A 22285-nucleotide genomic window follows, 5' to 3' on the forward strand; every position below is an offset into this window, starting at 1 on the left:
TCCAATGACCGATTATCGCGACAATTTTAGAGCAAACGGAAAGCTTCGATCAGAGGAATGGTTCAACAACCCAAATAATCCGGCCATGACGGCCCTTTATCTGGAGCGATATCAAAATAACGGTTTCACCCCCGAGGAGTTGCAATCTGGCCGACCCGTCATCGGTATCGCACAATCCGGATCTGAGCTAACGCCGTGCAACAAAATTCATCTGTTTCTGGCCGACCGGATCAAAGCGGGTATTCGCGACGCAGGCGGCATCCCTATCGAATTTCCGATCCACCCCCTGCACGAAAACGGCAAACGCCCGACTGCAGCACTTGACCGGAACCTTGCCTATCTGGGCCTTGTCGAGATCTTGCACGGCTACCCTTTGGACGGTGTCGTTCTTACAACGGGATGTGACAAGACGACGCCTGCTTTGTTGATGGGGGCCGCGACCATGGATCTTCCGGCAATTGCCTTGTCGGGTGGGCCGATGTTGGATGGCTGGTGGAAGGGTGAACTGGCCGGGTCTGGCACGATCATCTGGGAAAGCAGACGCCTGCTGGCCGAAGGCGTCATTGACTACGACGAATTCATCAGCCGCGCATGTGCGTCGGCCCCATCTTTAGGGCATTGTAATACAATGGGCACCGCCAGCACGATGAACGCCTTGGCCGAAGCCCTTGGAATGTCGTTGCCGGGATGTGCTGCGATACCCGCGCCATTTCGCGAGAGGATGGGCATGGCCTATGAGACGGGCAAGCGCATCGTGGACATGGTCCATGAAGACTTGACCCCGTCCAAAATTATGACCCGTGACGCGTTCGTCAACGCGATCCGCGTTGCAACGGCTTTAGGCGGTTCAACAAATGCGCCGCCCCACATTCAGGCCATCGCCCATCACGTGGGGGTCGAACTAAACATCCAAGACTGGCAGGATTTCGGTTTCGAAGTGCCTTTGTTGGTCAACATGCAGCCTGCAGGCGAGTTTCTGGGAGAGAGATTTTTTCGAGCAGGCGGCGTGCCCGCGGTGATGGGCGAATTGAACAAAGCCGATCTATTGAACACCGACGTGATGACCGCCTCAGGCAAACGCTTGGGTGAGACCTTGGAAGGCACCCGCAGCGAGGACAAAGCCGTGATCCGAAGCGTCGCTGACCCACTTCGCAAGAATGCCGGATTTCTTGTTCTAAGCGGTAACTTGTTTGCTTCAGCGCTTATGAAATCCTCTGTAATTTCGGACGATTTTCGAAAGCGCTTTCTGTCTCGCACGGGTGATGAGAACGCACTGGAAGCCCGCGCGATCGTGTTTGATGGACCCGAACATTACCACGCGACGCTCAATGATCCTGATCTGGGCGTTGATGAAAACTGCGTTTTGTTCATTCGCGGAACCGGTTGCATAGGCTTTCCGGGTTCAGCCGAAGTTGTGAATATGCAGCCACCGGATGCCTTGATTAAACAGGGTATCGCCCATTTGCCAACAGTCGGAGATGGCCGTCAATCAGGCACATCGGAAAGCCCGTCGATCCTGAATGCTTCGCCAGAATCGGTTGTTGGGGGCGGCTTGGCCTATCTGCAGAACGGTGACCGCGTGAGGCTGGATTTGAATACTCGCTCCCTGAATGCATTGGTCGATCCGGACGAATGGCAACGGCGTATCGACAATTGGGTTGCGCCAGTGCTTGAGCACCAAACACCATGGGAGGAACTCTATCGCGAGAAAGTGGGTCAGCTCGCCGACGGTGGATGCTTGGATTTCGCGACCAAATACCAAAAGATACGAAATAGGCTCCCGCGTGACAGCCACTGACAGAACGGCCCAAATGAGCCTGAACAGGATGCTAGGCCGTTACTATGCTTCTTGAAAAGGAATTGATATGAAAATGCCCTCACACTTGGATGTTAGAGATGATCGGTTCTTACAATTGGTGCATCCACTGGCGCGTTTATCAAAGATCGCGGATAGTTTAACTTGGACCGAAGGCCCCGTTTGGATCGGTGATCACAACTGCCTTCTGTTTTCAGACATTCCGTCACAGCGTATTATGCGCTGGAGCCACACTGAAGGTGTCTCGATTTTTCGCAGTGGATCGAATTTTAACAACGGCAATTCAAGAGATCAGAACGGCCGTTTGGTTGGATGTCGGCACGGGACCCGTGATGTTGTTCGTACCGAAAGTAACGGCTCTCTGACGATACTTGCGTCGTCCTATCAAGGCAAACGCCTAAATTCGCCGAATGATCTTGTGGTTGCCTCGGATGGGGCCATTTGGTTCACCGACCCGTCCTATGGCATATTGTCGAATTTCGAAGGCTTTCAGGCGGAACCAGAACAGGACGCCCGCAATGTGTTCCGCATAGATCCGCAAACGGGGACCTGCACTGCGACCGTATCCGACTTCGTTCAGCCAAACGGACTTGCATTTTCACGCGACGAAACGCGACTGTTCATCGCAGAAAGCGGGGCCAGTCACGACCCTGATGTGCCAGCCGTCATTCGCCAGTTCGATGTCGATGGGGCTACTCTTACGGATCGCGGAACATTTGCCACTATCGATTGCGGCATTCCAGATGGATTACGTGTCGATACGATGGGCAACGTGTGGACCTCGGCCGGCGACGGCGTACATTGCTTTGCGTCCGACGGGAAACTCTTGGGCAAAATTCTGATACCCGAGACAGTATCCAACCTGTGTTTTGGTGGCCAAAATGGGCACAGCTTGTTCATCACGGCAACGACCTCTGTTTTCCAAGTGTTTGTGAATACGCAAGGGGCCGAACCTTGGACACGCCCAACCACCTAGGGTCAAGTCTCAAGTGACTTATGCCACTGTCCGTCCCGATCGGCGCAAATGTTCAGGAAGCTGCCATAAGCATAGCTGCGGCCAACGTCAGTTACGTCCCGCATCCTACCAGTTCGCGCACGGCGCAGCGAAGGTTCAGTCTACAACTTCTTGGCCTCTCCATTGCTCTAAGGCTAGTCAGCGAACACCTGTCTTGCCGACGCGAGCCGCATCCAATCTCGGCCGCCGAACGCGACAAGAGCGAGATAAATCTGCCCGGCGTCTGCATCCGGTTTGAATACGATGGTCAGTCGCTGACCGGCGCCGCCATGGCGCACGAGCCATCCATCCAGTTTTCCGTTCAGCCGGACGCCTGAGTTTGGACTTGAGGCAATCGCTTCTAAGAGCGCGTCTACTTCATCCAGGCGACGGCTCGCGGCTGCAACGTCACCATCGGTCACCTCAACAATATGATCAACGATACCGATAAGGTCCCGTTCGAAGAACGGATGCCTAATAAATCGCATCAGGTCTTTTGGGCCATCGCGGCAAGATGGGCCCGGGTGCCTTTAGTGACGTCGGCGGCATCGCCGACGGGTTCCCATTGATCGAGAGGCAGAGACAGACGGCGCTCCAATTCTGCTTCGAGCAGAGACCGTTCACGATCTCGCTCTGCCTTGGCCTTCGCCAATTCACCCGAAACAGCCGCGCTCATATTTGGGTACTCTCCAGCTTCGACCAGTTCCTTGGCAAATGTGTAGGCCGTGTCGGTGAAACTGACAGATTGCTTTTGAACGCTCATGGCAAACTCCTTGGTGCTCCAATAGACTACCGAATTTTGCCGCTTCTGGCAAGTAAGTCAGGCCGACCGAGCGAAATGTGTCAACAGCCTGTCGACCTCCCCAGCTCGGCTGCGCGTGTCGCAGGGGAGAACGGCCCTTCGGTCCGTCGCGCATTCGGCCATGCGGCCTCACCGCTGCGTTGCACCCAGGCCCCCGGTTTGCCCGCCTCGCGAGCACGTCCCTCCCCGGCCGCTCCGCCGGATTGCGCTCTGGTCTGTTTTGGCCCGAGGCCAAAACGATCCCGTCGCTCCATCCGTCTCCCGCGTCCGGTCGGGCCGTTTGCATGCTCGGGTCGGGCAAACCTACCGTCAAAACACACACACATGAGTGCGGAAGCATATCCTCCGGATGGCCCCCAAATCAGCCCGCGTCAAGGATCGCAAAACTTTTCGGCGGGGGCGGGGCATGTGGCGCGGGATGGTCCCGTGCGTGAGGGCGCGCATGTGTCCGGTGCTGCGCGCGGAAAACTTTTGCGCCCGGCAAGCCGGCGGCTGCGCCGTCCCTGACCCGGGCAGATTCGGAAACCAGGCATTCGGCCATGCCCCCACACTCACGTGGTGGCCTTGGAAACGAACACTGGAGACCAGACATGGCTTACGACACTGCAAACACCTACGAGACCATCGAGCTTTTTGGGCTGACCGAGAAGGACGCGCAGCTGCCGATCCCGGACGATCACATCCTGACCGACCATATCATCCGCGAGAGCTTCGAGGCTCTGCTCGGTCAGCTGCGCGGGACTGGGCTTGAAGCCGAAATCGAACCGCTGGCTCATGGGCTCGCGACGATCCTGCAGCGCCGCAAGGTGGCACTCGGCAAGGAGGTCGACCGCACCGCCGACAAGATCGGCGCGCTGGCAAAATCCCATGACGGATCGGAGATCGCTGAGACCGCGCTCGAAGAGGCGCAGGCGCGCTTTGTGCAGCTGCGCGAGATTGTTAGCGCCATCGAGGTGATGAGCGAGGCTGCGGCGGAATGCTACGAGATCGAGACGGGTCACGCCTTCATCCCGGCAGCCGGGTCGCGCGCAAGCGTCCGGGCGCAAGAGACCGGGGCGGTCTTCGAGGCACGGCAGCTCCTCGAGCAGCACGACCGCGAGACTGCCGCGAAATCGAAAGTCGAGGGGGTTCCCCTGATCGTCTCAGGCGCCACTGACTGGACCGATGTCGATGTGATCTTCAACACGCTCGACAAGGTTCGCGAACGGATCAAGCAGAACCGCAATCAGGAGATCTTTCTCTGCCATAAGGGTGGCAAGCGCGGGGCGGAGATGATTGCGGCTCGGTGGGCCCGGGCACGCGGGGTCGCCCAAGCGCGCTTCGATCCGCGCTGGTCCGCGCATGGGCGGGCGGCACCGTTCAAGTGCAACGACGAGATGCTGGACGACAAGTTCGCGGCAACGGGCGTTGTACTCTTCGGCGGCAACGGGGTCGCGCTGAACCTCGGGCAGAAGGCAGAAGCGAAAGGCCTGACGGTCATGCGGGTTGCGGATCCGTCGAAGAAGACCGTGGAGACTTGAACATAGAGGGTCGCCTTCGGGCGGCCCTTCTTCTTTTTCTCATCGGAGTGACGGTGCCACACAAAACTTATGCCTAGCAATTTTATGTTTTGATAGGTATACCCGTGCCAAGCAAAACTTGGAAATGATTGGCATGACCCCTCTCGGCAGCATCGCGATGAGCGCCTATACCGATCTGGTACGTCTTTTGAAGGACGACGCTTTGTCCGGTGTGGAAGGCAAGCCCACGCTCAAAGAGCGCGGCGACAAGGCCTATTGGTACGCAACGCGACGCGTCGGAACGGAGATGCGCTTCATCTATATCGGCGAAGACAACGACGAGACGCGCGCGCGCATCGACCGGATTGAGGAGCTGCGCGCGACTGCCAAGGACCGGCAGGCAGAACGGTCGCGGCTCGTTCGACTTCTGCGCGCCGAAGCCATGACTCCCACCGACCGGGCAACCGGTTCCATCCTGTCGGCGATGGCGGCAGCCGGGACTTTCCGTTTGGGCGGCACCATCGTCGGGACAAACGCGTTCCGGCTCTATGAGGGCGAGCTCGGTATCCGTCTGCCCTTGGGGGGCATGGCCAATACCGGCGACATCGACATCGCCCAGTTCGAAAAGCTCAGCATCGCGCTGCAGGATCAGGTCGACCCCGGTCTGGCCGAGACCTTCGCGGCGCTCAAATTTGATCCCTTACCGGCTCTAGACCAAGGCCGAACCTGGCGATGGTCCCAGGGCGGGAGTGGCCAGTTGGTCGAGTTTCTCACACCGGCCTTCGGAGATGAGACAATCCGTGATCTGCCAGCATTGGGCGTGAACGCCCAAGGTTTGAACTATCTCAACTTCTTGATTGCCGAGCCGATTCATGCGGCGGCGATCTATCGATCTGGCATACTCGTGCAGATCCCGCGTCCAGAGCGCTATGCGATCCACAAACTGATCATTGCCGACCGGCGCCGCGATGGGGCAGGGAGCCTGAAATCCGCGAAGGACCGTGAGCAGGCGGCTTTCTTGATCGAGGCAATGGCCGAGGACCGCCCTGATGATCTGGCCCGCGCCTATGCCGCTGCTCTGGAGATTGGTCCGCGCTGGCGCGAGCACATCGGCAACTCGCTGAAGCGGATGCCTGAGACGAAACTAATCCTCGACGGGTTGGGAGTGTGATTGCCGCAACAGGGTCGCGCTGATCCTCGGGCAGAAGGCGGAAGCGAAAGGTCTGACGGTCATGCGGGTTGCGGACCCGGCGAAGAAGAATGCGCAGGATTGAAGAGAGGGGGTCGCGCTTGGCGCGGCCCTTTCGTCATGTCTCATAGCGCGTGCGATCGGTCACGCGTGATCGGCAGTCTGCGGCGTCCAGTACCGTTATCCCTCTACCCGGTCCGTCAGAGTGCGGTCCATCCGCATCGGTACGGGCTGGGGATGGTGCGCACCTCGCACATCGTCAGCAGCGCAAGACCGAGGGGTCGAGACGTCGCACATGAGGCTGAACACCTGCACGTCCCTCCGGGCGTGTTTCGGAACATCGCATCCACGCGGGCGGGCTCCGTCAGCACCCCGGCCAGGCTCGGCGGGACGCGGACGCGGATGGTGGCGGCTGCGTGATGGCAAGGGTCATCCGGATCACTCCTTTTTGCTCATAGATGTGGATCGCACGGGGTCGGCCCAATCGTGCCCTCAGCTCACGCTTCGGCAAGCACAAATACGGCTTCCACGGCGGAGCCGCGGACCCTCCGCATTTGCGCTTGCGACCGGGCCTCTTGCCCCCGTGCTGGGTGATCCCCATCGCAACAAGGAGTAACCCAAATGACCAACCACTACGTCGCCACCGTCCCCGTTAAGTTCACCGATACCGATGGCCAGGAGCGCACCCGCTTTCAACGCGTGGGCGCCATGTTCCGCAACACCCGCAACGGGGATGGCTCGGAGTTCTTCAGCCTCAAGCTCGATTTTCCGGTCGCGGTCTCGGAGCTGGTGATGTTCCCGCCGAGCGCGAAAGATCCCCAGGACTGAATCCTCTGACGAGGATGGGCCGCGCCGGGACGATCTTGGGGCGGCCCGATCCCTGTTTCAGGGATGCTGGTCCTTGCGCGTTCAACGGACGCACTCCGCCCGGAATGACCAGGCCGCGACAGACCGGCCAGTCAGCCTCAAGGGGGCCATCCACAAAAACCTGTCGGCCAGGGCCTCCCGGTTTTTGCGGCAGAGATTTGGCGGAGCCAAATCTGGCCCTCCTTGACCCTGCCTGTCCGCCCTGTCGGTGGGGTTTGCGCCCGCCCGCGGTTCCGTCCGAACACTTGGCGTTCGGCCAGACCCTCGGGCGGGGCTGGTGGACGGGACCCCTAGGACAGGTGGGTCGCCCGGTGGTGAGGGCGGCAGAGCCGCGTCCCTGCGGGCCGCGGGGGAAGCGGACACCAAGGCTGCCTGAGACCGAATGCGACGTAAGTATATAATTGACATCTTGGTATATTATCGTAAGGTGGGGCGGCCTTGGTGGAAGGTGGCAGGAAATAGGGGGTCTTTCTTCCGCATGTCCCGAACAAAACGCCTGACAGAGATCGAGAAAATGCAGATCGTTCGCGAGGCCGCGGAGGGTGTGTCGACGTCTGAACTTGCGGAGCGTTTTGGGGTTACGTCGCGGGCCGTGCGCTACGTCCTGAAAGCCGATGCCGAGCGCCAGACGGATGCCGCGATCCCGGTCTCGGCGGTCAGTGTGAAGGTCACCGCTGCGGAGCTTGCGGCGCTCGACGAGGTGCTGGCCGCCGCCGGGATCGAGAGCCGGGCCGAGGGGCTGCGGCGGCTCATTCAGGCGGCAGGCGGGGTGTTCGTTCCGGATGCGCAGATGGCAGCAGAGATGGCGCGCTACAGGGCCTCTCTGCACGAGGTCGGCAATGGGGTCGCGCAGATCGCCAAGCAGATGACTCAGGCCAATCGGCAGGGGCAGGGGGGCGGCTCGGAGTTCACCGAATTGCGGCTTGCGCAGATGCGCGGGCTGGCGCGGTTCATCCTGGATTCTGCTGACGAGATCGATCTGCTCCTGCGCCGTCGTCGCGACGCGATGCAGCTGGAGGCTACGGCCGCGCTGAGGGAGTTTGCCCATGCGGCTGAATGATGCCGTCCATACCGTCACTGGCGAGGTCTTCCGGGACGGCTGGAGCCGAATCCGAGGCTCGATGCAGGGGCTGCATGTCGCCAAGCAGAGCCAGCTTTCGCGCGCGGCAGCAGGGCATCGGCCAGCGGTCTTCAAGGCGATCCGGGGTGGGGGCACGCATACCAAATCGCAGCTCGCAAACCAGCTCGATTACCTCACCACCAAGTCCACCCATATCGTGGACAGTAGCGGGTTCCTGGATGGCAAGTCCAAGCTCGAGGCGGGTGACATCAAGGACCTGACCGAGCGCTTTGCCAAACGGTGGGATGCGGGCTTCAAGCCCAAGCTGGGCCAGACCACACACATGCTCATGTCCTTCCCGATTGGCACGCGGGGCGAGGATGTGCGCGACATTGCGACGGACGTGGCCGAGCGGTTCTTCCAGACTGATAAGGGGCATTTCGACTACATCATCGCGGTGCATGAGGACCGCGATCACCCCCATGCGCATCTGGTGCTGAACCGCCGCTCGCAAGAAGGCGAGTTCTTCTTCCTCGGGCGCAACCACCGGTTCAACTATGACGACTTTCGCCTCGCCATGGTCGAGGAGGCGGAGAAGTACGGCGTGCGCCTGGAAGCCACGCGGCGGGTGGAGCGCGGCGTCGTGCATTACCCGGCCCGGACCAGCGAGATCTACGCCGCGAAAGAAGAGGGTCGCGCGCCCCACGAGCGGGAACGTGTGGGGTCCGACTTGACCCGGACGCTGGCGGAGATCGCCAACACCAGAACCGTCTACCATTCGCTTGCCGCGGAGGCTTCGCGTGAAGCCCGCGAGGATATTGCCGCGGCACTCTTCCGCGCGGGCGAGGTGCTGGCGCATGGCGGACAGATGGACCGAACAGGAGATGTGTATATGGCCGAGGATCAAAGCTTCGAGGATCTGAGAAGCCTCTATGCGGAAAAGCTCGCGCGGGTGCAGGGCATGATCGCCGAGAAGTCTGACGCGGAACGTCCCGTGCTGGAAAAGCGCCTCATCGAGATCCAGACGCAGGTCCAGCACATGCAGCCCTTGGGGCTGCGATCATCCACGCTGTCAGAGACCCCCTCGGAGGGCGGGATCTATTCCGAAGCCAATATCGACGCCAGCCAGCGCGAGCGACTGGCCGAGCCCGACCTGAGATCGCGCATTGACGCGGCACTACGGGGCACAGGGATCAGCACATCGGAAGTGGTGGCCCGGATCGAGACGGGCGCGTCAAATGCAGCGCTCGAACATCAATGGATCGCCAATGATCTCTCCAAAGTGGCCGAGGCGCGGAACCTGAACCTCGAGCGCCGCGCCGATCTGGAACAGGCGCGAGACAGTCTCAACGATGTGCATGTCGCGCTCGGCACGCTCTTGGAACGGGAAAACGTGCTGCACCGGGATGGCGTCATGGAAGCGGAACCGATCAGCGAGCAGTTCCATTATCATGAGGGCGCGGTGCGGGCGATGGAAGGGACAATCCGTCAGGAGATGCGCGCAGAGGGCCTGACCGCGCAGCAGATCGAGGACCGGGACTGGGAGGTTGTCTCAAGGGCGGAGCGCCGGATCGAGACGGAGCAGCGCGCGTATCTCGAGGCACACCCGGATCTGCTCGCACGCCCCGGCGATGTGATCGACCGGTCTGAGCCCTACAGGGAGACCATCACCGATGTGGCCCGCGCCAGCGAGATCACCAGCGAGGTCGACCGCATCATGGAGGGACGCGACCTCCGCACGCCCGTTGCAGATGCTGTCACGGATGACTTACGAGCGCGCTATCCGGACATCCCGTCCCACCTCGCCCGCGGGCTCGGCGCGACCTATGCGGCCGTCGTCGAGATACGCGACACGGAGGTCATCAATCAGGTCCGCCGCGAAAACGAGATGCGCGACGGGCTTGGGTTTGGCACGCGCGACGCACTCCTCGCAGCCCGCGGTGAAACTGCTTCGCAGTCTGACCGTGCCGACCGCCTTGCAGACGAGATTGCGCCTGTCCTGGACCATGAGCGGGCGGGGGAGTTGTCCGCGCCCTTCGAGACCGAGGCGGAGCGGGACGCCTTCCGCGACGAGATCGCGCGGGTGCTGGATGACCGTCAACTCGAGCGGCTCACATCCGGCGATGCCGATGCGCTGGACAAGGTTCTCGAGGACCGCCTCGACCGGCTTTATGTCGCCAAGGTCTACCTGCAATCGGATGCAGCAACGGCCAACACCGAGGCCTTGCGCCAGGTGGTCGATGATCTTGCCGACACCGAATACGAAAAACACCGCACCACAGACGTGGATGGCGAGACCGAGCGGGGTCAGGTCCATTGAGCGCCTCCATGGGAAAAGCGCGGATCGCCACAGGCGTCCTGTTGGTGACGCTTGTGACCGGGGCCATGGGCTATACCATCGCCTCGGCGGTGCTGGCCTACCAGGATCTCGGCTTCGGGGCCGAGATCGACTTTGCCTATATCGCGCAGAACTATCTGGCGATCCTTGATCGCCGACCGGAGGACGCGCAACTTATTCACCTGATCATCGGCAGCTTCGCGGCTGCCGGCCTGATGCTGAGCCTCGCCCTCTCGGGCTCCGCCCTCACACGCTTTGGCCAGACCCATTGGCAGACCGCGCGCGAGATGAAGGCCAATGGTTTTTTCGGGGCGCCCGGTACCGGGTTCATCCTCGGCAAGCTGGGGACGCCGGGCTCCCGCGCCAACTACATTTGCTCGAAGGTTTTCCCGCATGCGCTAATCGTGGCGCCCACGGGCCGCGGCAAGACGACGGGTTTCGTCATTCCGAACCTGCTGACCTGGCAAGGCTCTGCCGTGACGCTCGATGTGAAGGGCGAGTGTTTCGAGGCAACGGCCCGGCACCGCGCAGCCCAAGGCGACCAAGTCTATCGCTTTGCCCCCACCGATTGGGAGGGCAAGCGCACGCATCGTTACAACCCGCTCCTGCGCATCTATCAACTGAAAGATCCCGCGCGCCAGCAGATGGAACTGCAGCTCCTGGCGACGCTGTTCCTGCAGAGCGACAATGACCGGGTGCAGGGCCTCCTCAAGGGCGGGATCGATCTCTTCGTGGCGGCAGGCCTGCTGGCCTTCCAGCGCAAGCGCCCCACCTTGGGCGAGATCTATCGCATCGCGGCCTCGGGCGGGAACAAGCAGAAGGAATACTTCGCGCGCGGCCACGAGGTGGATAACCGGGCCGCAAAACTGATCTTCACGCGGTTGGCTTCGACCAACAATGACACCCTGACCTCTTACGTCTCGCTCCTGATGACCTCGGGGCTCGATCAATGGCAGAACCCGGCCATCGATGAAGCGACGGCAGTCTCGGACTTTGATTTCCGCACGATCCGGAAAAAGCCCTTTTCGGTCTATCTCGTGGTCCAGCCGCTGATGGTGAAGCCGCTCGCGCCGCTGATCCGGCTGTTTTTCTCCGATCTCCTCTCGGCCATGCAGGAAAAGGACCCCGGGCCAGACGAGCCGTGGCCCGTGATGATCATGCTCGACGAGTTCAACCGTCTCGGCAAGATGCCCATCGTGGTCGAGAGCATCGAGACCCTGCGGACCTATGGCGGTCACCTGGCCGTCGTGACACAAACCATCCCCGCCCTCGATGAAATCTATGGCGAAAACACCCGCCGCGCCCTGCAGGGCAACGCGGGCGTGAAGCTTTACCTGACGCCCTCGGATGAAAAAACCGTCGAGGAACTGAGCAAGGCGGTTGGCAAGGCCACGAAAACCGTCATCACGCGCTCCCAGTCCATCGGCAAGAACCCCTTTGAAGGACGCAGCCAGTCGACCCGGACCGAAGAAAGCTCCTTGCTCCCTGAAGATGAGGCGCGCCGCCTGCCGCTCGATGAGATCGTCATGGTGATCGATGCGCAGATGCCGGTCCGTGCAAAGCGGATTCAGTATTTTGACGACCGGCTGTTCAAGGCGATCCACGCGGCGCAGACGGGTGAATTGCCGTTTCCGAAGCCGGGGGGAGGGGGATCGCAAGGCACGCTGCCGCTGAGTGTGCGCGCCATGCCGATGACGCCGCCGTCGGATGGGCCAGGGGGAATAGAAGCCGATGTGGAGAGGGCGAGCCAGGCTGGCGATGGCCAATCGTCAGAGCAAACCCATCTCGCTCCAAAGAAGACCGCGCCAGTTGTTCAAGCCGTCGTCGCCGAGGAACAACGCCAGATGGAGATGGATTTTGAGGGCCCGGTTGCGGATGCTGAGACAGTGGGCGTGGATGATGAGGCCCAGATGCGCTCTGCTGTCGATGGCTTGGAAGACATGGAAGCGATGCTGCAGGAAGAGGGCGGCGAAAAGCTGGTGGCTCGATAACGTGGCGGGCATAGCGACCTGCGCGTAGCTCCCGTAAGGCTGAATGTCACAAACGATGCTTTTTGACGCCGAAAAAAGGGGCTGGTTTGCATGACCGTTCGATCTTTCGCTCGGAACGTCGTGGGCAGGGACCAGCCATTTCCACCTTGTTCAGATTATGCCCCGAGACGGTGCAGCCGCTTGTCGATCTCGGTGGGGGGTAGAAAGACCGCCTCATCGGCCCGCCAGATTTGCAGGGCGGAGACAAGAAGCCCGACATCGCAGGCTTCGGCGGCGTGCAGCTCGTCGATGATCCAGAGGACGCCATGAACGTGCACCGCGCGAGCGGTGGCGACCTTGCGCAGAAGGTTGTCGCCGGTCAGGAGGATGCCGTTTTCCTGGCAGGTTGTCGTCACGAGGGCGAAGCAATCATTGGCTGACAGGCGGCTATGTTTCCGCTTTAGAGCGAAAACCCGCGCGACCTCTTCGCCCGGCAGATCGTAGGTGGTGAGACCGCCGTCTTCGAGCATCCGCCATTCCTGCGCCGTGAAATCGAGCAGCTCCTCCTCACGGATGGGCAGGGGCACGATGAAGCGATAGGGCAGCCGCAGCAGGACGTGCAGCAACTCTCCCTTCTTCAAGTCGATCAGACAGGACGCATCATTGACGACAACACAGGTCACTGGTCACGAGGCCCCCTGATGTCGCGTTCGACAACGCTCAAGGGGAGCCCGAGCATTTGCGCCGCCCGCACGGGGGAAATCATCTCCTCGCCGAGCGCGCGCCAGACGAGGCGCTCGAAGCGCTGCGGCTTCTCGAAGGCCGCGAAGCCCTCGCCTGGACCGATAGGTTCCGGCTCCTCGCGCCGCCAGCTTCGCGCATAGGTCTTGAACGCATATTCCACGGCACTCTTCGACAGGATGTCCACCTGGCCGAGCCGCACGAGCATCGCGGCGGCGGAGACGCCATAGGTGCGCTTGAGCCGCATGATCTCTATCCAGGTCATGCCGTGACGGTTTCGGCCAGCTTCCTCTTCCAGATGCTCACGCGGAATGAGGAACGCCCCCGCGAAGCGGTGCATCGAGGGTTCCTTTTTCAGCGCGGCATTGCCGGTTTCGGTGATGATCCGGTGTGCGAGCTCATGGGCGAGGTTGAAGCGCTTGCGTTCGACATTGGTGTGCCGCGAGACGACGATCACTTCAGTCGGTGCGCCTTCCGCCCGTTCGACATGACAGGCCAGCCCGTTGATGCGTTCCGGGAGATCGGCCTCGATGACCTTGAGCCCCTTGTCTTCGAGCAGGGCGGTCATACTCGGGATCGGGTCGATCCCAAGTTGCCACTCGCGCCGCACGTCCCGCGCCTTGGCGTCGATGGCCTCTTCATCGGCCACCATGTCCACGCGCAGCGCGGCGAAGGGGTCTTCAGCGGGGTGCATATCGAGGATGTCCTCGATGGCGAGATAGTCTTCGAGCTTCTCGATGACGATGGATTCCGCCATCGCGCGATCCTGCGCCGAGGCAGTCGAGTTCTTTCGCCACTCGACGCTTTCCAGAGCTTCGACCTGACCGCCGAGCAGGAAGTCCAGTGACACGCCGAGCGCCTTGCCGAGGCCGACCAGCACCGACGAGGACGGCATCATCTTGTCCGCCTCGTATTTGCTGATGGCCTGCGCTGACACGCTTGGGGTTACGCGCTCTGCGAGCGCTTGCATGGATAGACCCGCCCGCTTGCGGGCAAGCCTGAGTCTTTGTCCGAACATGGTTCTCTCCCGGCGGTTATTGTTGTGGTTGATAAACGCCAATCCTTACTGTATATTTAAACACAAGGTTGGAGAAACGTCAACCGAAATCGACATATGAGGTTTGAAATGTCTAAGAAAAATCAGCACGTTGTGCCGCATCAGAGCGGTTGGGCAGTGAAGGGGGCGGGTAGCTCCCGCGCGTCTTCTGTCCACGGCACGCAGCGCGAGGCCATCACGGCCGCGCGGGAATCCGCCATTCGTCAGGGCAGCGAGATGCTGATCCACGGCGAGAACGGTCGCATCCGCGAGCGCAACACCTATGGCAAGGACCCGTATCCGCCGAAAGGCTGAAGGGCATAAGCGGAATGGATGTCAAGATGAGCAGCGGTGGGAACAAAGGGCAGATACGTCGCATCCTCTCCATCGACGGGGGTGGGATCAAGGGCACGATGCCGGCTGCGTTCCTTGCGGGGCTCGAGGAAGAGCTGGGCCAGCCGATTGGGCGCTATTTCGATCTCATCGCAGGCACATCGACGGGTGGCATTATCGCGCTTGGCCTTGGTCTCGGCCGCACGGCAAAGGAACTGCTCGACCTTTACGAGCGTCGCGGGCCTTTAATCTTCGGCCTGGACAAGGCGGATGATGAGTCCCCGGGGTGGATGAAGCAGGCCTGGCGCACCCTCACCGCTACAGGGCGGCACGCTATCGGGCCAAAGCACGATGCAGCAGTTCTTGCCCGCGAGCTCAAGGCCGTTCTGAACGACGATCTGATCGGGCACTCACAGACCCGGTTGGTGATCCCAGCGTGGGATGCCGATCTCCGCAGCCCCTATATCTACAAGACCGCGCATCACATGCGCCTGCAAACCGATTATCGCAAGACTGCGCTGGATGCTGCTCTGGCAACGGCAGCGGCACCTACGTATTTCAAGCGACATCGCACTGCTGATGATATCGGCCTGACCGATGGCGGGACATGGGCCAACAACCCCACGGCAATTGCCGTCGTCGAAGCCATCACCCTTCTGGGGTGGCATCCGTCAGACCTGCGCATTCTGAGTCTGGGGTGTCTGGACGAGGTCTACATGCTGCCCGAAAGTCCCGGGTTTGCCGGTCTCGGACTCAAAGTCCTCAACCTTTACGCGGATGGGCAATCACATGGCGCCCTCGGTATGGCAAAACTTCTGACGGGACACCCTTACGATGGGGATCGCATCTACCGCATCTCGCCGTCTGTCCCGAGTGGTTTTTTCACTTTGGATGACACAACGAAGATCGGCCGCCTGAAGGGCCTGGGCATGTCAGAAGCACGAAGAGCAAAGCCCCACCTGACCCCGATCTTTTTCACCCAGCCCGCCGACGCCTTCGTACCGGTCTATCAACTCAAGGAGAATGCGGCATGAATCAGATGTTGCGACAGCCGCTGACCGACAGTGACATTCGTCGGCGCACGCAGATATTTACCATCCTTGACGAGATCGGCGAGGATCTGGACCTCACCGAAACCCAGTTTGATCGTGCGCGCCAGAGCTATGGTGCCGTCGGAGACTGGCTGTCCGCATCGACTGATCCGCTACTCGTCAGTGTTATGGTCTATCTTCAAGGGTCTAGTGCACTTGGAACGGCCGTGAAGCCGATCGGGCGGCGGGAATTCGATGTCGATCTCATCTGCTTTTGTGCAGGTATCGCGTCAGGCATCTCCCCGGCTGTCCTAAAAGCGGCAGTTGGCAATCGGCTGAAAGAACACACCACCTACGTGCGCATTCTCGAAGAAAAGAAGCGCTGCTGGCGTCTTAACTATGCGGGGGACTTCCATCTTGACCTGTCCCCGACTATCGCAAACCCGGCCTGCATTAACCGGGGCGAGCTGGTGCCCGACCGGGCTTTGAAAGAATGGCATCCGACAAATCCGAGGGCCTACAAGATACTGTTCGACGAGCGCGCGGCACTTCAACCTACCTTTGTGGGTAAGTTCATCGCCATGCAGCGGGACGAGGCGAAGGTAGAGCCATTCCCTGTCCGAGAAGCAGTGAAGGGTATCCTGCGCCGCATCGTGCAATTGCTCAAACGGCACCGCGACGTTTTTTATGAGAACAACACGCAAGACGTGGCCCCGATTTCCGTCATCATTACCACCCTTGCAATGCAGTCCTATGCCTATTGCGTGCGCAAGCACGTCTTCCAGGACGAAATGGACCTGCTCGTCGAAACGATCCGGATGATGCCGCACTTCATCGACCGGCCCATTCTGGACGGACGGCGGGGCTATGCCATCCTGAACGAGACTACCAACGGGGAAAACTTCGCAGACAACTGGAATAAGGATAAACGCCGGGCACCAGCGTTCTATGCGTGGCATGCGCAAGCCCTGTCCGATTTTGAGGCCCTTCGAGACGCAGTCGGTCAGGACCGCTTGTCCCTGATCATGGAGCGTTCGTTCGGTTCTGGTGTCACCGGACGGGTTCTCGGCAATCGCGTCAATGCGGTGTCGGATGGTCGCAAATCGGGTCTGCTTTCTGTCGCACCTGTGGTCGGGCTGACGACATCGAAGGTCGCAGCATCAACCACCGTGCCAGCAAATACGTTCTTCGGTGATTGATGATAGGACGAGGCGGGCAATGCGACCTGACCCTTTCGCAGCAGCTGCTGTTCCTGAAGGCAAGCCCGGCTATTAGTGGTGTGGGGCAGGTCCGCGCAAACAAATTGACATGGCAAGAGCCAATACGACCGACCGCCTTGGCGCGCTCCTATCTTGCCAGTATCACGTTTCAGCTGGGCCAAACGCCCGATGTTCAGATAGACGACCCGGATCTGGAGTTGCTGGCGGCAGGGCGTCCTTTGCCTCACGTCTACAGAGATCCGCTGCGCCTCTGTCTTCATCTTCCAGGTGCCAGGGAATGGGAAGCGCGGAAGCGAATCGACCAAACCATCATTCCGTGGACTTACCTTTGGCTCTATTATTTCGAAGATTGGCTTTGGTCAGACAACTGGAAAGGTGAAGGGCAACACCCCGGAGAAGAGCCTGATCCAGTTGGCAATCGGGCGATGCGCAGGGCCGTGGCTCGGTGCTGAAATTGTCCATTCGTTTTTTGGCCACGTGCCTTGTGTCGCGAGGAGGCAACCGTTTAGCGATGACAAAACCCGCGGCGAAACCTTTGCGGTTTTGGCAAGTTTTTGGCACATGGCTGTCACCGCCTGCCCAACCTACCGAGTCTTGAAAGCTGTGCCAGCATTCGGGCGCCTGTTCCGTTTGCGTCACCCGGACGAGCTGCAGTTGGCCCTCCAGCAGTATTTGGTCGGCTCGGCAAGGCTTGCACGCCAAAGAATTGTCGCGCTCGAAGGGCTGCGTATTCAGCCCCAGTTGCGCCACCGATGGCATAGCGATTGTAAACTTGTTGGCTACCTGCAAGCCCTCTGGCGAAGGCATAGCTTCCCCCGAACCCGGCCGAGAGTGCCGGCATCATGATGTTCCCAGAAATTGCCCGAACCAGGAAGGGCGTTGCTATGATGAATCCCTTCGCCATCAGCACCATCATGAAGAATGGGATAAGGGCCCCGATATTCGATGCCCCTTCCGGGTCGCCAAGCTCGGCAAGAAGCGCCCGAGACACCCCCGTGATCGTCGCGAACACGCCGGCGACTACGATCGGATACATCGCGAATGAAATGAGCGCGGATAACCAGCGCGCGAAATAATCCTTTGTCACTTCGAAAAGGGTCAGGAAGATCATGACCGGCGCGATGCCGATCAGAAGGGCGATCATGAGCCGTGACGCTACAACAATGAACGCCGCCAACCCGCCAAGGATCGAGAGCAGCAGTACCCCAAGCGTGTCGAGCAAGGCGCCGGCCATCCAGTTCAACTCAGATCCCGCAGCATTCAGATAGTCCCCGAGGGCTGCGATCAGATCGTCGAATTCCTCTGCAAAGGTACCGGACGGACCTGGTGATCCGCCGCCAACAGAAGCAACAAGGGCCCCGGCAATGCTGTCGATCCCATTCAGTATCGCTGAGGCAAGCGCATTGAACTGGACCCAGTTGGCCGCGAAGATTCCTATCAGCCCGACCTTCACGGCAAGCCAAAAGGCAGTTCGACCGTCCATGGCGCGATACTGGTAGATCATGTTGATGAAGACCAGAATGACAACCAGTGTTGTGCCCAGAACCAGTAGCGTGCCGACCGTTGCCGCGACCGCGCCAAACTGCGTCTCGGCCGCGGTTTCTAGATAGGCTTGGGAGGTTTCAACGAAGTAGGTGACGACGCTCATCGGGGATCAGCCTCACCAGTTGCCTGCGGCGTCGCAGATCGCTTTGGCTGCAAGGCGCAGTTCATTTGCCCGCCGTCGGTAGGCGGACGTCGCTTCGATAACGTCCCAGTATTCAGATGAGGCGTAGCGCTCGGTGTAGACGCGTACGGCGACCTCCCAAGTCGGATACCGTACGGGACAGTCACAGCTTTGCGCGTCAACGATGCGTTTCATGCTTTCAGCTCGGTAGATCTGTTGGATCAAGAGGCGCTTGTAGGACTCGCGCACATCGATGTTCTGCATCCACTCCGGCTCGGGTGACTGTTCTGGGCAAACATCTGGACGGTTGTCGAGCGTCGGGATCAGGTTCCGCTCGGCCACACCAGCGGTTGCGCCGAGAACGACGAGCAGGCCTGCAGTCGCAACGACCCGCATCATTCTGAACCTGCCTTCTTTCTTGAAGATTCTCGCTTCAGGAACGTGGTGTAGCCGTAGTCACCTGCTTCAGCTGTAATGACTTCCCACCCCTCGGCGCCGCGCTCATTCAAGGCGCTTCGCATCGCGTCGTAGTCCTTTTGCTTTTTCACCTGAAAGGACAGGATATCGTATTCAAATGTCTTCATGGAGAAGTTCCAATCTCAGTTGCGCCGGGGAGGTAGAATTCTGTGATGCCGCGTTTGCCGTCATGGCGGCCGGCCTGGATGATCACGTCGATGGAGTTCTCGATGTACTGGATCATGTCGGCATAGGTCATCGGGATTTCGGTCTTGAGTGCTGCGATCGCAAGCCGCTGCACGGCCAGTTGCGGGGTTTCGGCATGAAGCGTGGTCATGGAGCCGCCATGGCCGGTGTTGATGGCTTCCAGAAAGGTCATGGCCTCCTTGCCGCGCACCTCGCCCAGGATGATCCGGTCGGGGCGCATGCGCAGCGTGGCGGTGAGAAGCACATCGGCGGTCTGGAATTCTGCGTCGCGATTGGCGATGAGGGTCACGGCATTGGGCTGGGTCGGCAGAAGCTCGGCCGCTTCCTCGATGGTGACGATGCGTTCCTCGGCCGGCACATGGGCGAGGATCTTGCGCGCGGCCACTGTCTTGCCGGTGGAGGTGCCGCCCGAGACGATCATGTTGAGCTTGTTCTCGACGCAAAATGCCAGCGCATCATCGATCACGCCCGCGGCCACGACGGCGCGCAAGGCGCGCTTCTTTTCCACGCGCAGGTCTTCGAGCTTGCGTTCTTTGCCATAGAGAAAATCGAGCGCAATGCCCTCGAGTGGCAGGCTTGAGAAGAACCGCAGGCTGATCGACATGGTCGAGAGCACGGCGGGCGGGGTGATGACCTGTGCGCGGATCGGGCGCCCCTTATAGGTGATCGAGACCGAGACGATGGGGCGGTCCTTGCTCATCGTGGTATTGGCCGAGGAGGCGATCTGGTTGCCGAGGTCCCTGACCTGAACGCCCGTCAGCCTCTGGTCCAGCTTCCGCATGAAGTGATCGCCCTGGAACTCGCCCCAACAGGTGCCATCGGGGTTGATGCAGATCTCGATGACATCGTCGCGAGCGGCGGCGTCGATCCGGTCGAGCGAGGTTTCGAGATAGCTCAGCGACATGGGCTCAGAAGATCTCCAGATCGCGATCGACCATGACCGTGACGCGTGCGCCTTGGTCGACATAGATGACGGGGCCGATGGAGAGGTAATCACCAATGACGCTGTCCGTGGCATCTGCCAGATCATCGCCCACGTCTTCGAGAACACCTGCTGCGGCTTCGTCTTCTACAGAGGCTGCCGCCGCACTTGGGGCCGCCGAGATGAGCGAAATCAGAGCTGCGGAGCCAAAGCGCTCGGCGAACCGCGTGTCCACAAATCCAGTAACGCCGGAGCGTCCCAATTCATCTCCACCAAAGGAGCTGATCTGGATGGTTTGATTGTCTGGTAGGATGATGCGGTCCCAGGCGATGGTGACACGCTGCTGTGCAATATCGATCCCTGAGCGATAGCGCCCGATCAGCCGCGAGCCGCGCGGGATAAGAAGGCGCGATCCGTCAAAGCTGAAGACATCTTCGGAGACAACGGCGCGGGTTTGACCGGGCAGGGAGCTGTCGAGTGCAGTTTCCATGACAGCCTGAATCATCGTGCCTTGAATGATGGTGTTGGACGGGTTGGCGATCACCTCGGCTTGGGTGACGGAGGTCGGCAATGCGCCGTTCAAGACAAAATCCGTCACCTCGCCGAATGTGCGCTCGGTAAGCGGGGTTTCATTCGCCCCTGATGTTCCGCCAAATGCAATCGTCGGGGACGCGATGCGGCGGTCCTGAAACGCGCGTTCTTCTGCTGCGCGTCGCTCAAGATCAGCTATGCGGCGTGCTTCCTCTTCGCGGCGCAGCCGTTCTGCCTCTCGCGCAAGGAGGTCTTCCTCGGATGGTCCGATAGGAACTGGCGCGGGCACTGGCCGATTGGCCTCAAGTTGCGCCAATTCCAAGTCCATACGGATTTGTTCCAGCTCGCGATCACGCGCCGCCAATTCATCCTGAAACAGCTGTTGGGCTGCCTCCGACGCAGTTTGCAAGGCCGCGATCTGAGCTGTTAGCCCATCAATGGCGTCCGCAGCCGCCGTATCTTCTTCGACGACGGGTTCCGGAGCGTTACGCAATTCCTCGATCTGGGCCTGAAGAGCAGCCAGTTGCGCGAGAAGCTCTGCGTTGGGCTCAGAAGGTGCGGCGGGGGCTACGACAATCTGGGTTTCCGGGGCAAGGGGCGGAGGTATGGCTTCGATCGCACCAAAGCCGTCACCCTCATTTTGAAACACATCAGGTGTGGCTGTTGGCAGAGCCGTTTCCTCATCTGGTCCGGAGACCATGTAGAGAACGGCGCCACCTGCACCAACGAGTGCGACGACGATGAGGGCCAGAAGGGGCGAGCGTCTAGCCTTGGGTGAACCCCCGCGATGTCCGCCCTGCTCTAGTGCGGCGAGGCGTTTTTCGAGCTCTGCGTCTCCCGTATCGCTCATGATGACGCCCCTGCTGGTGAGGTCGCCTGAATGCAGACTACTTCATCCCCGAGACGCAGCACCCACTGCGTGTTCACGCCTGAGACGCGGATCACACCATCCTCGATGGCCTGCGTGTTTACCGTGCGCTCGCGGCCACTGGAGTATCGGAAGATGGCTGGCACCGGCGCATTTCGGGCAAACGCGAAATACGTAAACGTCCCATCATCCCAAACGCGCGTCGGGGTGAACTCGGCTTGCGTGCTGGCCCCGTAGTTATAGTTAGGGGCTTGGCTCGCAATTGCGCGGGTTGGCCGCGCGTCATCATCAGGATAGCGAAACTGAACCACATAGAAGGTGGGGCTTTGGGTCTCCTGGACGTTGAAGTAATAGCTGCGCCGGTTGGTGTAGACAGTCACATTGGTATGTACGCCGCGTGCGACAGGTTTGATCGCGAAGGCTTGACCGCCAGGAACGCCATCGATCTCAAAGCCCTCAGTGTCGCCTGCAATGATCGAGCGGATGCTTTCGCCTTCACCGAATTCGACTGTTGTCACGTGGGTGAGGGAAACATTGAGTCGATAGACCTGCGCACCTTGATATGTGGCCAATCGAACGCGACTGTCATTGGGTCCGCCACGCGGAATGGCTTCGGCGAAAGCGAGGCCAGGCAATAGGGCAATCAGCAATAAGAAAAGTCGAACTGGGAACAAACATGCGTTTCCGGAATGAGTTGCGTCGCCAATACCCTGCCGCGCTTCGCGCTCTCGGGACATTG

22 protein-coding genes and 1 pseudogene are annotated in these 22285 nt (G+C 60.3%); 13 read left to right on the forward strand and 10 right to left on the reverse strand.

Annotated elements, in window-relative coordinates:
- Positions 1 to 4: 4 nt before the first annotated feature.
- The gene (locus tag OU789_RS14985; protein ID WP_274656405.1) at positions 5 to 1798 is read left to right on the forward strand and encodes an IlvD/Edd family dehydratase; all 1794 of its coding nucleotides are present in this window, start codon (positions 5 to 7) and stop codon (positions 1796 to 1798) included.
- Positions 1799 to 1865: 67 nt separating this feature from the next.
- Complete coding sequence (locus tag OU789_RS14990) at positions 1866 to 2792, forward strand: SMP-30/gluconolactonase/LRE family protein (RefSeq protein WP_274656407.1); 927 nt, start codon at positions 1866 to 1868, stop codon at positions 2790 to 2792.
- Positions 2793 to 2965: 173 nt separating this feature from the next.
- On the opposite strand, the gene OU789_RS14995 is transcribed toward OU789_RS14990, so the two are convergent.
- The gene (locus tag OU789_RS14995) at positions 2966 to 3298 is read right to left on the reverse strand and encodes a type II toxin-antitoxin system RelE/ParE family toxin (RefSeq protein WP_153217974.1); all 333 of its coding nucleotides are present in this window, start codon (positions 3296 to 3298) and stop codon (positions 2966 to 2968) included.
- Complete coding sequence (locus OU789_RS15000) at positions 3298 to 3573, reverse strand: hypothetical protein (protein ID WP_274656411.1); 276 nt, start codon at positions 3571 to 3573, stop codon at positions 3298 to 3300. The genes OU789_RS14995 and OU789_RS15000 overlap by 1 nt, the downstream gene beginning before the upstream one ends.
- A 629-nt stretch (positions 3574 to 4202) precedes the next feature.
- Here OU789_RS15000 and OU789_RS15005 point away from each other — a divergent pair.
- The 7 genes and pseudogenes from OU789_RS15005 to OU789_RS15030 all read left to right on the forward strand — a co-directional run bounded on the left by OU789_RS15005 (position 4203) and on the right by OU789_RS15030 (position 12556).
- On the forward strand, positions 4203 to 5132 hold the full coding sequence (locus tag OU789_RS15005) for a DUF2493 domain-containing protein (protein ID WP_274656413.1): 930 nt from the start codon (positions 4203 to 4205) through the stop codon (positions 5130 to 5132).
- A 133-nt stretch (positions 5133 to 5265) separates the two neighbouring features.
- Complete coding sequence (locus OU789_RS15010) at positions 5266 to 6282, forward strand: nucleotidyltransferase family protein (RefSeq protein ID WP_274656414.1); 1017 nt, start codon at positions 5266 to 5268, stop codon at positions 6280 to 6282.
- A 7-nt stretch (positions 6283 to 6289) separates the two neighbouring features.
- Positions 6290 to 6385 (forward strand): annotated as a pseudogene (locus tag OU789_RS16985) (DUF2493 domain-containing protein); the annotation flags it as partial.
- Between the two features lie 536 nt (positions 6386 to 6921).
- Positions 6922 to 7128, forward strand: coding sequence for a hypothetical protein (locus OU789_RS15015; protein WP_007120662.1), 207 nt, complete (start codon positions 6922 to 6924; stop codon positions 7126 to 7128).
- A 517-nt stretch (positions 7129 to 7645) separates the two neighbouring features.
- Positions 7646 to 8227, forward strand: a complete 582-nt coding sequence (locus OU789_RS15020; RefSeq protein WP_058239117.1) for a helix-turn-helix domain-containing protein — start codon at positions 7646 to 7648, stop codon at positions 8225 to 8227.
- Positions 8214 to 10547, forward strand: a complete 2334-nt coding sequence (locus OU789_RS15025; protein WP_274656415.1) for a relaxase/mobilization nuclease domain-containing protein — start codon at positions 8214 to 8216, stop codon at positions 10545 to 10547. Before OU789_RS15020 ends, OU789_RS15025 begins: the two co-directional genes overlap by 14 nt.
- Positions 10548 to 10555: 8 nt before the next feature.
- Positions 10556 to 12556 (forward strand): type IV secretory system conjugative DNA transfer family protein, encoded by a 2001-nt coding sequence (locus OU789_RS15030; protein WP_274656417.1) that lies wholly within the window; start codon positions 10556 to 10558, stop codon positions 12554 to 12556.
- Positions 12557 to 12711: 155 nt separating this feature from the next.
- Here OU789_RS15030 and OU789_RS15035 read toward each other — a convergent pair whose 3' ends face one another.
- Positions 12712 to 13218: a type II toxin-antitoxin system VapC family toxin gene (locus tag OU789_RS15035; RefSeq protein ID WP_274656419.1), complete on the reverse strand. Its 507-nt coding sequence runs from the start codon at positions 13216 to 13218 to the stop codon at positions 12712 to 12714.
- The gene (locus OU789_RS15040; protein WP_269745366.1) at positions 13215 to 14294 is read right to left on the reverse strand and encodes an XRE family transcriptional regulator; all 1080 of its coding nucleotides are present in this window, start codon (positions 14292 to 14294) and stop codon (positions 13215 to 13217) included. Before OU789_RS15040 ends, OU789_RS15035 begins: the two co-directional genes overlap by 4 nt.
- 108 nt (positions 14295 to 14402) lie before the next feature.
- On the opposite strand from OU789_RS15040, the gene OU789_RS15045 reads away from it, so the two are divergent.
- From OU789_RS15045 to OU789_RS15060, 4 genes are all read left to right on the forward strand, one after another.
- Positions 14403 to 14627, forward strand: a complete 225-nt coding sequence (locus OU789_RS15045) for a DUF2188 domain-containing protein (RefSeq protein ID WP_068248055.1) — start codon at positions 14403 to 14405, stop codon at positions 14625 to 14627.
- 14 nt (positions 14628 to 14641) lie between these two features.
- Complete coding sequence (locus tag OU789_RS15050; RefSeq protein WP_274656426.1) at positions 14642 to 15679, forward strand: CBASS cGAMP-activated phospholipase; 1038 nt, start codon at positions 14642 to 14644, stop codon at positions 15677 to 15679.
- Complete coding sequence (locus OU789_RS15055; protein ID WP_274656428.1) at positions 15676 to 16875, forward strand: nucleotidyltransferase domain-containing protein; 1200 nt, start codon at positions 15676 to 15678, stop codon at positions 16873 to 16875. The genes OU789_RS15050 and OU789_RS15055 overlap by 4 nt, the downstream gene beginning before the upstream one ends.
- Positions 16876 to 17012: 137 nt before the next feature.
- The gene (locus OU789_RS15060) at positions 17013 to 17348 is read left to right on the forward strand and encodes a hypothetical protein (RefSeq protein ID WP_274656429.1); all 336 of its coding nucleotides are present in this window, start codon (positions 17013 to 17015) and stop codon (positions 17346 to 17348) included.
- Between the two features lie 116 nt (positions 17349 to 17464).
- Here OU789_RS15060 and OU789_RS15065 read toward each other — a convergent pair whose 3' ends face one another.
- The 6 genes from OU789_RS15065 to OU789_RS15090 are packed head-to-tail and all read right to left on the reverse strand — an operon-like array spanning position 17465 to position 22220.
- On the reverse strand, positions 17465 to 18544 hold the full coding sequence (locus tag OU789_RS15065; protein WP_274656431.1) for a type IV secretion system protein: 1080 nt from the start codon (positions 18542 to 18544) through the stop codon (positions 17465 to 17467).
- Positions 18545 to 18556: 12 nt separating this feature from the next.
- A complete protein-coding gene (locus OU789_RS15070) occupies positions 18557 to 18961 on the reverse strand; it encodes a hypothetical protein (RefSeq protein WP_274656433.1) in 405 nt (134 codons plus the stop codon).
- On the reverse strand, positions 18958 to 19146 hold the full coding sequence (locus OU789_RS15075; protein ID WP_274656434.1) for a hypothetical protein: 189 nt from the start codon (positions 19144 to 19146) through the stop codon (positions 18958 to 18960). Before OU789_RS15075 ends, OU789_RS15070 begins: the two co-directional genes overlap by 4 nt.
- Entirely contained in the window at positions 19143 to 20129 is a 987-nt protein-coding gene (locus OU789_RS15080) for an ATPase, T2SS/T4P/T4SS family (protein ID WP_274656436.1), read from the reverse strand. The genes OU789_RS15075 and OU789_RS15080 overlap by 4 nt, the downstream gene beginning before the upstream one ends.
- Before the next feature lie 4 nt (positions 20130 to 20133).
- Entirely contained in the window at positions 20134 to 21528 is a 1395-nt protein-coding gene (locus tag OU789_RS15085) for a TrbI/VirB10 family protein (RefSeq protein ID WP_274656438.1), read from the reverse strand.
- Positions 21525 to 22220 (reverse strand): TrbG/VirB9 family P-type conjugative transfer protein, encoded by a 696-nt coding sequence (locus tag OU789_RS15090; RefSeq protein ID WP_274656560.1) that lies wholly within the window; start codon positions 22218 to 22220, stop codon positions 21525 to 21527. The genes OU789_RS15085 and OU789_RS15090 overlap by 4 nt, the downstream gene beginning before the upstream one ends.
- Positions 22221 to 22285: the final 65 nt, after the last annotated feature.

The sequence above is a fragment of the Halocynthiibacter sp. C4 genome, assembly GCF_028823805.1.
GTDB classification, from domain to species: Bacteria; Pseudomonadota; Alphaproteobacteria; order Rhodobacterales; family Rhodobacteraceae; genus Falsihalocynthiibacter; species Falsihalocynthiibacter halioticoli.

Excerpts from the sequence above, each read along its gene's own strand:
- OU789_RS14985 (WP_274656405.1), top strand. The coding sequence starts at position 5 with ATGACCGATTATCGCGACAATTTTAGAGCAAACGGAAAGCTTCGATCA.
- OU789_RS14990 (WP_274656407.1), top strand. The coding sequence starts at position 1,866 with ATGAAAATGCCCTCACACTTGGATGTTAGAGATGATCGGTTCTTACAA.
- OU789_RS14995 (WP_153217974.1), bottom strand. The coding sequence starts at position 3,298 with ATGCGATTTATTAGGCATCCGTTCTTCGAACGGGACCTTATCGGTATC.
- OU789_RS15000 (WP_274656411.1), bottom strand. The coding sequence starts at position 3,573 with ATGAGCGTTCAAAAGCAATCTGTCAGTTTCACCGACACGGCCTACACA.
- OU789_RS15005 (WP_274656413.1), top strand. The coding sequence starts at position 4,203 with ATGGCTTACGACACTGCAAACACCTACGAGACCATCGAGCTTTTTGGG.
- OU789_RS15010 (WP_274656414.1), top strand. The coding sequence starts at position 5,266 with ATGACCCCTCTCGGCAGCATCGCGATGAGCGCCTATACCGATCTGGTA.
- OU789_RS15015 (WP_007120662.1), top strand. The coding sequence starts at position 6,922 with ATGACCAACCACTACGTCGCCACCGTCCCCGTTAAGTTCACCGATACC.
- OU789_RS15020 (WP_058239117.1), top strand. The coding sequence starts at position 7,646 with ATGTCCCGAACAAAACGCCTGACAGAGATCGAGAAAATGCAGATCGTT.
- OU789_RS15025 (WP_274656415.1), top strand. The coding sequence starts at position 8,214 with ATGCGGCTGAATGATGCCGTCCATACCGTCACTGGCGAGGTCTTCCGG.
- OU789_RS15030 (WP_274656417.1), top strand. The coding sequence starts at position 10,556 with ATGGGAAAAGCGCGGATCGCCACAGGCGTCCTGTTGGTGACGCTTGTG.
- OU789_RS15040 (WP_269745366.1), bottom strand. The coding sequence starts at position 14,294 with ATGTTCGGACAAAGACTCAGGCTTGCCCGCAAGCGGGCGGGTCTATCC.
- OU789_RS15045 (WP_068248055.1), top strand. The coding sequence starts at position 14,403 with ATGTCTAAGAAAAATCAGCACGTTGTGCCGCATCAGAGCGGTTGGGCA.
- OU789_RS15050 (WP_274656426.1), top strand. The coding sequence starts at position 14,642 with ATGGATGTCAAGATGAGCAGCGGTGGGAACAAAGGGCAGATACGTCGC.
- OU789_RS15055 (WP_274656428.1), top strand. The coding sequence starts at position 15,676 with ATGAATCAGATGTTGCGACAGCCGCTGACCGACAGTGACATTCGTCGG.
- OU789_RS15065 (WP_274656431.1), bottom strand. The coding sequence starts at position 18,544 with ATGAGCGTCGTCACCTACTTCGTTGAAACCTCCCAAGCCTATCTAGAA.
- OU789_RS15070 (WP_274656433.1), bottom strand. The coding sequence starts at position 18,961 with ATGATGCGGGTCGTTGCGACTGCAGGCCTGCTCGTCGTTCTCGGCGCA.
- OU789_RS15075 (WP_274656434.1), bottom strand. The coding sequence starts at position 19,146 with ATGAAGACATTTGAATACGATATCCTGTCCTTTCAGGTGAAAAAGCAA.
- OU789_RS15080 (WP_274656436.1), bottom strand. The coding sequence starts at position 20,129 with ATGTCGCTGAGCTATCTCGAAACCTCGCTCGACCGGATCGACGCCGCC.
- OU789_RS15085 (WP_274656438.1), bottom strand. The coding sequence starts at position 21,528 with ATGAGCGATACGGGAGACGCAGAGCTCGAAAAACGCCTCGCCGCACTA.